General features: G+C 39.6%; 9 protein-coding genes. 5 read left to right on the top strand and 4 right to left on the bottom strand.

From position 1 onward, the window contains the following. Positions 1–8: 8 nt before the first annotated feature. Positions 9–2,276, bottom strand: a complete 2,268-nt coding sequence (locus E4T88_RS08530; protein WP_135105033.1) for a cation:proton antiporter domain-containing protein — start codon at positions 2,274–2,276, stop codon at positions 9–11. Between the two features lie 136 nt (positions 2,277–2,412). Further along, the gene (locus E4T88_RS08525; protein ID WP_135105032.1) at positions 2,413–3,675 is read right to left on the bottom strand and encodes a hemolysin family protein; all 1,263 of its coding nucleotides are present in this window, start codon (positions 3,673–3,675) and stop codon (positions 2,413–2,415) included. 257 nt (positions 3,676–3,932) lie between these two features. On the opposite strand from E4T88_RS08525, the gene pheT reads away from it, so the two are divergent. Continuing rightward, positions 3,933–6,398: a phenylalanine--tRNA ligase subunit beta gene (gene pheT, locus E4T88_RS08520; RefSeq protein ID WP_135105031.1), complete on the top strand. Its 2,466-nt coding sequence runs from the start codon at positions 3,933–3,935 to the stop codon at positions 6,396–6,398. 52 nt (positions 6,399–6,450) lie between these two features. On the opposite strand, the gene E4T88_RS08515 is transcribed toward pheT, so the two are convergent. Both E4T88_RS08515 and E4T88_RS08510 read right to left on the bottom strand, forming a co-directional pair. Continuing rightward, positions 6,451–7,089 carry a YiiX/YebB-like N1pC/P60 family cysteine hydrolase gene (locus tag E4T88_RS08515; protein WP_135105030.1) on the bottom strand — a complete coding sequence of 213 codons (639 nt, stop codon included), beginning with the start codon at positions 7,087–7,089 and terminating at the stop codon, positions 6,451–6,453. A gap of 106 nt (positions 7,090–7,195) precedes the next feature. After that, on the bottom strand, positions 7,196–9,217 hold the full coding sequence (locus tag E4T88_RS08510; RefSeq protein ID WP_135105029.1) for a TonB-dependent receptor plug domain-containing protein: 2,022 nt from the start codon (positions 9,215–9,217) through the stop codon (positions 7,196–7,198). A 515-nt stretch (positions 9,218–9,732) separates the two neighbouring features. Between E4T88_RS08510 and E4T88_RS08505 the strand changes: the two genes are divergently transcribed. From E4T88_RS08505 to E4T88_RS08490, 4 genes are all read left to right on the top strand, one after another. Further along, the gene (locus E4T88_RS08505; protein WP_135105028.1) at positions 9,733–11,274 is read left to right on the top strand and encodes an acyl-CoA carboxylase subunit beta; all 1,542 of its coding nucleotides are present in this window, start codon (positions 9,733–9,735) and stop codon (positions 11,272–11,274) included. Positions 11,275–11,292: 18 nt separating this feature from the next. Continuing rightward, positions 11,293–12,795, top strand: a complete 1,503-nt coding sequence (locus tag E4T88_RS08500; RefSeq protein ID WP_135105027.1) for an acetyl-CoA carboxylase biotin carboxylase subunit — start codon at positions 11,293–11,295, stop codon at positions 12,793–12,795. Positions 12,796–12,805: 10 nt separating this feature from the next. Further along, positions 12,806–13,336, top strand: a complete 531-nt coding sequence (locus tag E4T88_RS08495) for an acyl-CoA carboxylase biotin carboxyl carrier protein subunit (RefSeq protein ID WP_135105026.1) — start codon at positions 12,806–12,808, stop codon at positions 13,334–13,336. Positions 13,337–13,496: 160 nt separating this feature from the next. Beyond that, positions 13,497–14,414, top strand: a complete 918-nt coding sequence (locus tag E4T88_RS08490) for an endonuclease/exonuclease/phosphatase family protein (protein WP_135105025.1) — start codon at positions 13,497–13,499, stop codon at positions 14,412–14,414. Positions 14,415–14,481: the final 67 nt, after the last annotated feature.

Below are 14,481 nucleotides of genomic sequence, written 5' to 3'. Positions count from 1 at the left end.
GGTTATGCTCAATTAGTCATTATCAATGTAGAAGGAGCATCACGAAGCAAGTTAGGTTTTTTCACATCCAGTTCTTTCCAACTATTGAGACTAATCAAGATCAAATCTTGTTTCATCAATATATCACTATCTACGGGTATATTGTTGTTCCACAGCTGAAATAGGTATGGGTTTACAGCTTTTATCGCCTTTACAGACTTTACAAATTCTATCGAGTTCTCGGCCAATCCTACACGATCCCATAATGTTATTCTCACGTATGAGTTTTCGGCCAGCCTTTCCATAAAGTCACCCATAAAAATATCATCCTCATCCAATATAGGAACAAAAATATTACGGATAGTTATTAATCCTCTATCAATAAATATGCCAACCGGCATATTGGTCTTTGAAATAATAGAGCGGGTACGTTCATCGAAAGGTGCGTTGAACGTTCCTTTTTTTCTGATCTTGTTCTGTACTATAGAAAAAATATAATCGGGAACATAACTCAGAGCATTGGAGAAACGCCCTAGAAACCTGTCGGAATATGTATATCCTTTATTCCCAATCAAAAGGAAGTCGTATTCTCCTTTGTTGGCTATTTTTATAATGCTGTTCTGAAAGTTGTTTGTAACCTCAAACATTGTGTTTACATCCTGTTGCAAAGAGTGTGCCTCCTCCTTCACGGGCTCAAAAATACGATCTTCTTCCTCATCTATATTGTATTGATGCATCGGGCTTCCTTCAGTCAAGTGCAACAATGTCAAATCAGACTGTGACTGTTTTCTCTTTATCAAACAGCTTGCCAAAAGCAACAGCTTACGCCCTGTCTGAGGGCTTGAAAAAGGCACCAATACTTTAAATTTCTTCTGTGCCGATATTTCAGAATAATGTTCGTTTCGTTTAAATATCTTATCCAGAATATTTAAACTAGGCGATGTCATAAACGTGGTAACTAATGCCATAATCACCATCATGGCAAATAGTTCGGGCGTTAATATTCCTAAGTCGAGACCGATGTTTAAGACAACGAGCTCCATTAAACCTCTGGTATTCATCAATGCGCCTATCACCAAACTATCTTTCCAGTTTTGTCCCACAAAGCGAGCGGCCAAGGCGCTACCCAAAAATTTACCGGTTACGGCAACCGCAATCACAATAAAACACACTAGCCACAGATGTCCGGTATTTAATAAACCGATTTCGGTTCTCAACCCTGTGAAAACAAAGAATAGAGGCAACAGGATTATCAATGTTACATATTCTATCCTTTCGGTCAGAAGATTACGCAAACGGATATTCGATGGCATTATAACCCCTGTAAGGAAAGCCCCAAACAAGGCGTGAATACCGATAGCCTCGGTAGTATATGCCGATAAGAATAATATCAATATAAAACCACCCATTATGGTTTTAGACATTCCTTTGGAATGGTGATTATCTGCAATATTCTTTAAGATAGGACGAACAACCTTAAACATAATAAGCACATATACCACAGCCATTAAGATCACATATAGAGAGCTGGTGAAAGTTCCGGCTTTGGCTATTGCTATCACTGCAGCGAGCAAACACCAAGCTGTGATATCGTCTATGGCTGCACAGGTAATAACCATTGGCCCTACCGGCGACTTATTAATCCCCTTTTCGTGTACAATACGTGCCAAAACGGGAAAGGCTGTTATACTCATTGCAATTCCCATAAAGAGTGCAAACGAAACAAACCCGGAATGCGCATGGGTAAAGTCTTCATATATAAAATATGCCAGTAATGCGCCCAATGTGAATGGGAAAACGATGCTGGCATGACTTATGATTACGGCACTATGAGCCCTGTTCTTCAACACATTCAGATTCAACTCCATACCCACAATAAACATAAAGAGTATAAGCCCTACCTGACTCAACAAGTTGATATTCACAAGCGAAGATACAGGAAACAGAAATTGGGAAATCTCAGGAAAATATAAGCCTAATAAAGATGGACCTAATACGATCCCTGCCGCTATTTCGCCAATGACCGAGGTTTGACCAATCTTTTTACAAATCCAGCCAAAGATTTTCACCACCAGCATGATTACAATTATCTGCAACATTAAGAGGGCGAAAGGAACACTTATATTATGCAATAAGCTTTTGCCAAATTCGCCCCATGCGGTTTCTCCTGTTGTTTGCTCTGAGATGGTACGTCCTACCTCCAGATTATTTTTACCAAGTTGAAGTATAATAAGTAATATGAGAGAGAATGACCCTATCGATATAATGTAAAAAAGTACATTCTTTAATTTTTTCATATCTGTTCTCCGTTAACAACCTTAATTAATTACAAGTACCATATAATACTTTTGCCTAAGCGAAGACAAAATTATGGTTTATTTTCGATTCCTTTCCTACTTTACTTAAATAGCGTATGTATAAGCATTATATATATTAATTTTTTTTAACTAGTATTTTATCTATACGAACGCCGTCCATATCTACAATTTCGATTATAAAACCTTTCCATTTCAGAATCTCTCCGGTCTTCGGTATATGCCCCAACTTATCCAGTATCAGACCACTTACTGTATTGTAGTCGTATTTGTTATACATATCTCCCATTCTGAAATAAACAAGAAAATCGTAGAATGAGCATTGCCCATCTATGAGGCAACTTCCATCCTGACGCTGTACGATTGCCGGCTCTTCCTGCGGATCTAACAAAGTACCGACCAATGCTTCCAGAATATCTTTTAACGTAACAATTCCCCTCACCGCACCAAATTCGTCGCAAACAAGAGCATATGATATATGATTAGCCTTCATGTCAGCCAGAGCACTGTACACTTCCATACTTTCAGAAAAGAACTGAACGGGGCGTACAACAGTTTTCACATCAAAGTCGGGAGATTCGATCTTCCCAAACATATCTTTCAGATAAACAACACCCAGCACATGATCCAAATCTTTGGTTCCTACAGGATATTTATCAAAGGGATATTTATGTATAAGCGTCACAATCTCGTCATTTGTCATATCCGTATCTATCCATACGATATCTCCCCGATTGGTCATAATAGATTCCAAATCCCTATCGCCCAGATTAAAGACACGTTCTACTATTTCTTTTTCCACATCCTGTACTTCACCGTCTTCGGCTCCTTCAATTACCATCGACTTAATTTCTTCTTCTGTAACTTTAGACTCGGACAGAGAAATACCCAGCATGCGAAATATTAAAGCCGAGCTTTTGGATAACAGCCATACAAAAGGAGATACAATGACAGACAAATAATGCATCGGGCGAGCTATAGCTTTAGCGACTTTCTCTGCCGAACTCATCCCAATACGTTTTGGCACCAATTCGCCAAGAACAATTGTAAAATAAGTAACTATTATAACAATACCCAACCGAGCAAGCGGATATGCATAGTTTGCAGAAAGCCCGAGATTGATAAATAATGCCGATACATCTCCCGCCAATACATCTCCCGAATAGAGCCCCGTGAGGATACCGATGAGTGTAATTCCCACCTGAACAGTAGATAAAAAACGATCGGGATTTTCGGACAGTTTTATTGCAGTCTGAGCAGATTTACTGCCTCGTTTTGCTTCCGTTTTGAGACTTGATTTGCGTGCTGAGATAACAGCAATTTCGGACATTGAAAAAACACCATTCAATAATATCAAAAGAACTATGATTGCGATTTCCATATATTTTATTAATATTCGTCAAGCGAAGGTAAAGATATTACAAATGCAAAATACATTTATTTGATATTTATTAAGAAAGTTTGAAAATCCGTTCAATCTTAATTGCTTTGTTTGATATCACCCATAAAGGAATAAATGCGTGAAACAGGATATAGCCCACTTCTCAAATAAATGATTCGATAGATTATATTAACAACCGAATGAAATAAATTTTGTATTTTTGACGGACTTTTTCGAAAAAATAAAAACATTAATATATGAACATCTCGTACAACTGGTTAAAAGATTATCTTGACTTCGATTTATCCCCTCAGGAAACTGCCGATGCCCTGACATCTCTCGGTCTCGAAACCGGCGGTGTAGAAGAAGTAGAAACAGTAAAAGGAGGCCTCGAAGGTTTAGTGATAGGTGAAGTACTCACTTGTGTAGATCACCCAGACTCAGACCACCTGCACATCACAACGGTAAACGTTGGGCAAAGCGAGCCACTGCAAATAGTGTGCGGAGCTGCAAATGTTGCCGCAGGACAAAAAGTGGTGGTTGCCTTGGTAGGAACAAAACTATATTCGGGCGATGAGTCTTTTACGATAAAGAGATCTAAAATCAGAGGTGTGGAATCGCTTGGTATGATATGCGCCGAAGACGAGATAGGAATAGGCACAAGCCATGCGGGAATCATCGTATTGCCTGCCGATGCTAAGGTAGGTACTCCGGCAAAAGAATATTACAACATACAGAGCGAATATATTCTCGAAGTAGATATTACGCCAAACCGTATAGACGGAGCTTCACACTTTGGAGTTGCCCGTGATTTGGCTGCATATCTGAAACAAAACAAACTAAAAGGGTCACTGAAAAGCCCATCAGTTGAAAGCTTTCAACTGGATGAACCAAATGGCGGAGTACCTGTAAAAGTAGAAAATACGGAAGCCTGCCCACGTTATGCAGGCGTAACAATAAAAGGCGTAAAAGTTACCGAAAGTCCTGAGTGGCTTAAAAACAGGCTTGCTTCTGTAGGCTTGCGCCCAATCAATAATGTAGTAGATGTTACCAACTATGTATTGCAAGAACTGGGACATCCATTACACGCATTCGATGTAGCTCATATCTCGGGAGGAACAGTAATTGTAAAAACCTTACCGGAAGGAACTAAGTTCGTCACACTAGATGAAGTAGAACGTACACTTAGCGAGAGAGACCTGATGATATGCAACGACAAAGAAGGCATGTGTATCGGTGGAGTATTTGGCGGATTAGATTCGGGAGTTACAGAAAATACTACCGATGTTTTCCTCGAATGTGCATACTTCAACCCTACATGGATACGCAAATCGGCACGTCGTCATGGGTTAAATACCGACGCTTCGTTCCACTTCGAACGTGGCTGTGATCCAAACGATACGATTTATATATTGAAACGTGCTGCTTTATTGATACAAGAACTTGCGGGTGGTAAAATAGTAGGACCGATACAAGATATATATCCTAACCCTGTAGCAAAGCCTACAGTAGAGCTATCGTACGATAAAGTAAATAGCCTGATAGGAAAAGTTATTGAAAAAGAAACTGTAAAATCTATTCTCGAAAGTTTAGAGATTACAATAGAGAAAGAAACAGAAGATACGCTTAGCCTGTCTATCCCTACCTACAGAGTAGATGTATTGCGTGATGTAGATGTGATCGAAGATATATTACGTGTGTACGGATATAACAACATAGAAATAGGCGACAGCCTGAAGTCAAACCTTTCGTACGAAACACCTACAGACAAAAGTTATGACTTACAGAACCTGATCTCTGAGCAATTGACAGGTAGCGGATTTAAAGAAATAATGAATAACTCGCTAACCAAAGAAGCTTATTATTCAGACTCTCAGTTATACCCTGTGGCTAACAGCGTACGGGTTATCAATCCGCTCAGCAACGACCTTAATGTGATGCGTCAAACATTGATTTACGGAGGTTTGGAGAGCATTGCATACAACCGTAATCATCAGAATCCTGACATCAAATTCTATGAATTCGGGAACTGCTATTTCTATGATGCTTCTAAAAAAGTGGAGGGTGAAACTTTAAAAGAATATAATGAAGAGTTTCATCTTGGCATGTGGCTTAGTGGAAATAATATAAGCAATAGCTGGGCAGCAGGCGATGAAAAGACATCTGTATATCAACTAAAAGCCTATGTTGAAAATATATTAGCTCGTTTGGGTATTGCTACGAATAGGTATGAATACGTACAGACATCGAACGAAATATTTACAGCAGCTTTAGACATACAAGCTAAGGGTAAAGGTAAATCGCTGGGCGTATTGGGTATAGTTAACAAGAAACTGCTGAAATCGCAAGATATCAATGCAGAAGTGTTCTATGCCGAACTGAACTGGGACAGCCTAATGAAAGAGATCAAGAAACACAGCATTACATACACGGAGATATCAAAATTCCCGGCTGTAAAACGTGACCTTGCTCTGTTATTAGATAAGAATATCCTTTTCGATCAGATAGAGAAGATAGCATACAAAGCCGAACGTAAGTTGTTGAAGAACGTTTCTTTGTTTGACGTATACGAGGGCAAAAATTTACCCGAAGGCAAAAAGTCTTATGCAGTAAACTTCGTTATTCAGGACGATGAAAAAACGCTAAACGACAAACAGATTGATGCCATCATGCAAAAGATACAAAAATCTTTAGAAAGCGAATTAGGTGCACAGTTGAGATAAATCTCAAACTAAAATAGATGAAATAGGCTGCTTTACAAAGCAGCCTATTTTTTTAATAATAATGAACAATGTCTATTACATCCGATTGTGACATTGCTCCGGGATTTATACCAAGTTCCCCTTCGGGTACAGGAAGATGCAGTTTATCGAAATACTCCTTCCAACCCTCTGTTATTTCATCCGAACCGGGAGATTTAAACGTCATAACATTAAGAGGAAAAATCGCAGTCCCGCTATTTGCTCTTAATAATATCTCATAAATGAATTCGGAACAATAATATTTATCGTTATTCATCACAAAGCCATCGTCATATTCTTTCCCTACCAGCGTAAATCCTTCTTTTATTGCCCGGGGTATACAACATTGATATTCTGTCTTTAACCTCCCCACAACAGATACTGGATAGCAGCCCTTATCATTTTCGGGATAGAGATACTCATGCAACGGAGTAACAGCAACTCTGGGATGAGTGGCTTCGATTACATAGATGCTGTCATTTTCATCTATATAGACCATACCCACATGGGTAAAATGATATTGATCGATGCTCGATGTCACTTCCTTTATTGCTTTGCCCATATCTCCCGAACAAGACTCCTGAAAGATAAGGTCTCCTGCTTGCAGCTTGAAGTTATCGGCTGAAATATGAAATGGAAGCAATAGGAATAAAATAAGAACAATTGTTTTCATATTATTGAGGTATGTAAAACGAACTGTCTGTTGCCATAAGAGATGTTTCACTCTGTTCAGTATAACAAAACACTGTGTTTATGACAACAGACAATCCCATTTAATTCTATCTAAAAGTATAACTAATACCACCCATCAACCAAAAACCCGGCTGAGGAATATTCCCTCTGTCAAAATAATGAGTATTGTACAGATTATTCATACTCAAATTCAACTGAAGGTCATTATACTTGTAGTTAAGTTTCAGGTCGAGTGTAGAGAATGCCGGATAATGCTCATTACCAACCTTCACCAGATTTTCATACTTTTCATAAAATCCCATCCGTTTTTGAAAACGAAAATACCAACCTGCGGAAAATCCTTTATAAATTTGATGATGAAACTGTGCCGTAAACTTATCGCGCAAGTAATTCAAGCTATACAATGATATCATATTTTGCGCATCGCTGGTCTGATACATACGTGCATAGTCAAGAGATACGGAAGACTGCTCGCCTAATACAGGGAACACATCTGCCAATCGGAACTTCACACCCATTTCAAGGCCTTTTGTATCTACTTTCGTAAGATTCCACGATGCCCATTTTGTGTCAGTTGCATTCACTTTCACCCAATCTATCATATCTCGTCCCCAGAGAAGAAAGCCTGTCAGATATGCAGAGAAAAACGATTTATTGTATTTGAAGTTAAGATCGAGAGACTCTGACTTCTCAGGTTTCAATCCGCTGTTTCCGTTGTGGGTTTCTGTTGTATAATAAAGATCAGTAAAAGTAGGCATTCGTGTCGATTTGCTCCACGATGACGATATATTAAAGTCTTCTACAGGGCGATATGTAGCGCTCACCGAGGGGTAAAACCTATATTTACCACTCAACAATGTGTTATGATTCATCAAAACACCTGCAGAAAGCACAACTTTTTCGATACTTAAAGTATGCTCGAATGCCACACTCGCATTGGTGCGGTCATCATACATTTTATATTTCCGGTGAGGCTCGACCATCGGTTTGCCTAATACCGAACTCATTATGTCTTCTTTTCGCAACTCACCGCCCAAGCTGGTAATCCCCAATCGGGATTCATAGCTAAAGATAAGATTCGCTCCGTAGGTGTCATTCCGGTGATAGTTGCGCCCCTTGTCGGTATCCTTGATCAAATCAAACTGATCGTGATGCCTGTCCCAATATACAATGGGAATTATTTTGAATTTAGAACCAAACTCTCCTTTCAGAGACCCCATATATGTGCTTGTACGCTCATACTGATTGGGATACTTTGCCGAATAGAAAGTATTAGCTCCATATTTTTTATCGTTATAACCTAATTGTAAATCAATTTTAGATTCGTTGAGTCTGAAACGTGTTTGCCACAACACATTATACAGATCATAGTCGCTATTGGCTATATAACCCGCAGAAGAGTTATAGCCTACCGACAAACTATTTGTTGTTATACCAGCTTTTGCCACACCACGGACTTCCATGCCACGCAACTTGTGCATGCCCGACTCTACATTGGCATAAGCTTTATAATCTGCACTTTTCTTTGTAATAATATTGATTCCCCCCGAAAATGCACTGGCTCCGTATATTAGGGCTGATGGGCCGTGAATGATCTCGATACGTTCGATGTCGGAAAGATTGATTGGAATGTCGAAACTGTAGTGTCCTGTGTGGGGGTTGGAGAGATTTACTCCGTTGAGAAGTACTGCGTTTTGATCGAATGTGCCACCTCTGATCGAGATATCGGCTTGTACACCATGTCCGCCTCGTTGAATCACATCTATGTTAGCGGCGTAGACTAACAAGTCTTGAATACTCCGGACGGGCGCCTGCTCTATTTGCTCTTTAGTGATTACTGTTACCAGCTTCGCAGTTTGGTTGATCGGCATCTCTACCCGCGATGCCGTCACCATCACTTCATCGAGCTCTTTCTCCATCACTTTTTGTTGTTGCTCATTACTTGTAGTTTGCGCAGATGCGAGCGATACATGAAGACATGTAAGTGCACACCCTGTCACAACCCCAATGTTAACAAGCCTGTGCATACTGTTGAATGCACTGTAGGCTTTCCGCAAAAATCTTTTAAAGCGATAAGCCTGCTGTTTGTTTACTTGTTTTTGATTCATTTTGTTTAGTTAATTAATAATAAAATGTCACTGCAAAAGTAAAGAAATTCTGTACAACTTCACCTATGTATATCAGCTAGAATTATAGAAGAAACAGACAACAACTTAAATAATTTAGAGCAAAGTAGTTTAAACATCAAACACTTAGAGAAAGGAATAGTCAAGAAAAAAATATTTAAAAAATCTATGAAGTCAAACCATATTTTAAATAGAGTGCAAATTTGATAGACATCGTTCAAAAAAAATATAAGAAACTAATAATAAGACACATATAAAGAACAACTCTATTCACATTGTATCCAATAGATACTCAATCATCGATAGCTCAAGAGAGGTTCTGTAATTGATATTTTTTATGCAGTTCAACATTCAAATAAAATATTTCTATTATATTTACTGTTTTGAACTAACATAAAATACGAAGGAAACAAAATAAATAATGAACAATACCATTATTTTCTACAGAATTAAGAGTTTATTATTCCAACCAAAAGTATCTTAATAAATACATAAAAATGAAGAAATCATACGAACAGTTCATTGCTCGTCAAGAGCTCTTGAAGAAACAATATGACGACACATATTACCAAAAACAACATCAGCGAGGCAAACTAACTGCACGCGAACGCATCCTTCTTCTATTCGACGAAGATACATTTGAAGAAACAGATGCTTACGCCCCTCCTGCTACATCCTCATTCGGAAAAACAGTAAAAGCTTTTGGAGACGGAGTGATTACAGGATTCGGAAAAGTTAACGGACGTTTGGTGTATGCATATTCACAAGACTTTAATGTACTTGGAGGCTCTCTTGGAGCAACCCATGCCGCTAAAATAGCCAAAATACAGGACATGGCTCTCAAAACTGGTTCGCCAATGGTGGGACTTATCGACTCGGGAGGCGCGCGTATACAGGAAGGTATCAGCAGCTTGGATGGGTATGCAAGTATATTCAAAAGAAATGTGCTTTCCTCAGGTGTTATACCTCAAATATCAGTAATAATGGGACCTGCTGCCGGAGGCGCAGTATACTCCCCTGCCCTCACCGATTTTATATTCATGACTGCCGACACAAGCTATATGTTTGTTACAGGCCCTAACGTGGTGAAAGAAGTACTCAACGAAACAGTATCCACCGAAGATTTGGGTGGAGCCTCGGTACACGCTTCAAAATCGGGAGTAGCGGACTTTGTATATAGCGACGACGAAAATACAATATTGGGCGTCAAGAAATTGCTATCCTACCTCCCATCAAATAATATGGAAAATCCGCCGCTCACCGAACCGGCAGAAACGGCAACACGGGATGATGAGCAACTCCGAAATATTGTACCCGAAGATCCGGACAAGCCTTACGATGTAAAGGAAGTGGTGAGATTGATCGTAGACAATGGTGACTTTTTGGAAATATCGGAAAACCATGCGGCGAATATATTTACAGCATTTGCCCGTATCGATGGCCGTGTTGTGGGAATAGTAGCCAACCAGCCCAAAGTAATGGCAGGGACACTCGATACACACTCTTCGGTAAAAGGAGCACGTTTCATCAATATTTGCGATGCATTCAATATACCAATTGTAACGCTGGTGGATGTTCCGGGATTCCTTCCGGGAACCGATCAGGAACATGAAGGCATTATCCGCCACGGAGCAAAGCTTTTGTATGCTTATACATTTGCCAATGTACCTAAAATAACAATTATCCTCCGAAAAGCATATGGTGGGGCATATATCGTGATGAACAGCAAAGGAATTGGAGGTGACTTTAGTTTTGCGTGGCCTACTGCCGAGATTGCAGTGATGGGACCCGATGGCGCTATCGCTATTCTTTTCCGCAAGGAATTGAACGAAGCGGAAGATCCGGCTCTACTGAAAAAAGAACTTACCGACAAATATCGAGAAGAGGTTACAAATCCGTATATAGCAGACGAAAAAGGATATATAGATGAAGTGATAGACCCTGCTGTAACCAAACAGAAAATTGCTTCGAGCCTTAAAGCCCTCGAACGCAAAATCGAGTTACGTCCTAAGCGTAAGCATGGTAATCTACCTTTGTAATACTTAAAATTGTATCTGATGAAAAATAAAAATAAGATAAAATCAATTCTTATTGCCAACCGCGGAGAGATCGCTATCCGAATAGCGCAGACCGCCAAGAAAATGGGCATAGAATCTGTAGGTATACGCACAGTAAAAGAACCTGATGCATATTATCTGACTCAGGTAGACCGCATCGTCAATTTTCCGGATAGGGAGATAAACGAAACACCTGAATTTTTAGATATAGAATGCCTTGTGCTATTAGCTAAAAGAAACAAAATAGACGCTATCCATCCCGGATACGGATATCTATCCGAAAATGCAGAGTTTGCGACCCGCTGTACAGAGGAAGGAATTATTTTCATAGGACCTTCGCCACGTATCATACAGAATATGGGTGACAAGATCACTGCAAAGAATATCGCAGCTAAAGGCAATGTACCCATGCTAGGGGGTAGCAACGGCAGTGTCAGCACACTGGACGAGGCTATCGAAATTTCAAAATCGATTGGTTTCCCTGTAATCATAAAAGCTTCTGCCGGAGGTGGAGGACGAGGGATGCGCATTGTACGCAAACAATCAGACCTCAAACAAATGTATCTGTCCGCTTCATCCGAAGCACTGGCTGCATTCAGCAACCCTTCTGTATTTATAGAAAAGTATTTGGAGAATCCGAAACATATTGAAATACAAATAGTAGCCGACACCCACGGTAATATTATCCATCTGGGAGAAAGAGAATGTTCGGTACAACGCAAACATCAGAAGTTGCTCGAAGAAGCCCCTTCTCCGGCTCTGGACGATGAGCTGCGGAAAAAGATGACCGATGCTGCTGTTTCACTTGCAAGAGAGGCTAAATATATAAGTTTGGGAACAGTCGAATTTTTGCTGGATAAGGACAAAAACTTCTACTTCATGGAGATGAACACCCGTGTGCAGGTAGAACACCCTGTAACCGAAATGATAACAGGATTAGACCTTATAGAGTTGCAAATACGAATTGCCAACGGAGAAAAACTACCGATTACGCAAGACGATGTAAAACTCAACGGATGGGCTATCGAATGCCGTATCAATGCAGAAGATGTGCAAGCTAACTTTTCACCTTGTACAGGCATCATCAAAGCAATGAGTCTGCCAAAAGGAAGCAATACTAGAATAGATAAAGGTGTAGTAGTAGGCTCTGAGGTCACTCCTTTCTTCGACTCTATGATTGCCAAATTGATTATTCACGGAAAGGATCGGGATACCGCCATTGCTAGAACAATCAAGGCTCTCAATAGATTCCATATAAAAGGTATAAAAACAACGATACCGTTCGACAAAGCTGTACTGCATAACAAAACATTCCAAAAAGGTGATTACAATACATCTTTTATCGAAAAGCAATTAGACTCACTCGTATATCGTGAGAAAGATGAAGACCTGTTTGCAGCACTATTCTCTGCCAATCAGTTTAAGAAACAAAACCAGGCACTTGCAGAGAAGAAAGAAGAAACAGACCCTTGGGCTATGAGAAACAGGATTAATAATATGTAATACATCAATTATGAAAAATAAACAACATAAACCAATCATAGCTTTAGATAAGAATTCGAACAAAGCATTTGATTTCCTTATCGATGAAAATGGGAAATATACGCACAACTCTAAAGAGCTGGACTTCAAAATAGAAACTACGCCTGATGGCTTTACTGTAATGACAGTGAATGGGCTTACCTATCCTGTGGAAGTAATAGCTCAACACCAGAACGAATACGAATTGCTGGTGAATGGTGTTAGTTATGTATTTTCGATTGAATCTCCTTTTTCGTTGGAGCGTAAAAAACTATTGGCCAACTTACTAAGCGAATCTACTACGATACGACTAAAAGCACCTATGCCGGGTAAGATACTCGATGTATTGGTGAAGGCTGGCGATACGGTAAAGGTTGGCGACACTCTTTTGATACTGGAGGCCATGAAGATGCAAAATGCAATCTTGGCAAGCACCAAAGGTATCATAAAAAAGGTATTGGTAAAAAAAGGCGATACGACAAGCAAAAGTGACTTGTTGATAGAATTGGAGAAAGAAGTATAATAAAAAGTCGATACCCGTTTCTAGCATCAGCAACAATAAATTGTATTTCCCCAGCTTAATATCTTTTACGATATATAGTATATAAAATAACCTGCTTCGGCGGGTTATTTCCTTTTTATGGGTTAAATTTGTACTCAAACAATCTATAAATGTCCAAAATATGAAAAAAACACTTTTAGGGGTTATACTCCTTTGCTTATGCTCTTTTATTTTTGCCCAAACTCTTAATGTAGCCACGTATAATATCCGAAATGACAATCAAGGTGATGCCAACAAAGGCAACGGATGGGCAACCCGATGTCCTGTTATTGCTAACCTTGTAGCCTATAACGATTTCGACATCTGGGGTTCACAAGAAGTAAAACACAATCAGCTGATAGACTTGCTCGACGCATTGCCGCAATACAGCTATGTAGGTGTAGGTAGAGACGACGGGAAAACCGAAGGTGAGTATGCTCCCATCTTTTTCAAAAAAGATAAATACAAAGTATTAAAATCAGGACATTTCTGGATGGCAGAGAAAACGGATGAGCCAAACAAAGGCTGGGATGCTGCACTCCCACGTATTTGCACATGGGTACAACTGAAAGAAACAAAAGGCAAGCTTAAGTTCTGGTTCTTCAACCTACATATGGATCATGTAGGAGTAATAGCCCGTGAAGAAAGTGCTAAGCTGGTACTGACTAAGATAAAAGAAATGTGCGGCAATGATCCTGTAATTTTAACCGGCGACTTCAATGTAGATCAAACACACAAAAGCTATACATTGCTAAGCACATCGGGAATCCTTACCGACTCATACGACCGTGCAGCAGTGAGATATGCACTGAACGGAACATTCAATGCTTTCAAGCCCGACTTGCTAACAAGTAGCCGTATCGATCATATCTTTGTAAGCCCTAGCATGTCTGTAGAACGCTATGGTGTATTAACCGATACATATCGTACCCCAAGAGATGGTGAAAACAACATCAAAACGGGTGATTTCCCAAAGGAATATTCCTTCGATGGATGCGATATACGTTTGCCTTCAGATCATTTTCCGGTGTCTGTAAAACTCATATACAAGAAAAAGTAGGAATAAACCGCTATCTTTCAATTTTTAATGTTAATCTCTAGTTGTTCAGTTAATAATTTTGTACTTT

Origin of the sequence: Dysgonomonas mossii, assembly GCF_004569505.1 — a bacterium.
In the GTDB taxonomy this organism is placed as follows: domain Bacteria; phylum Bacteroidota; class Bacteroidia; order Bacteroidales; family Dysgonomonadaceae; genus Dysgonomonas.
The sequence above is the reverse complement of the archived record's forward strand: the minus strand, read 5'-3'. Positions and strand labels throughout refer to the sequence as shown.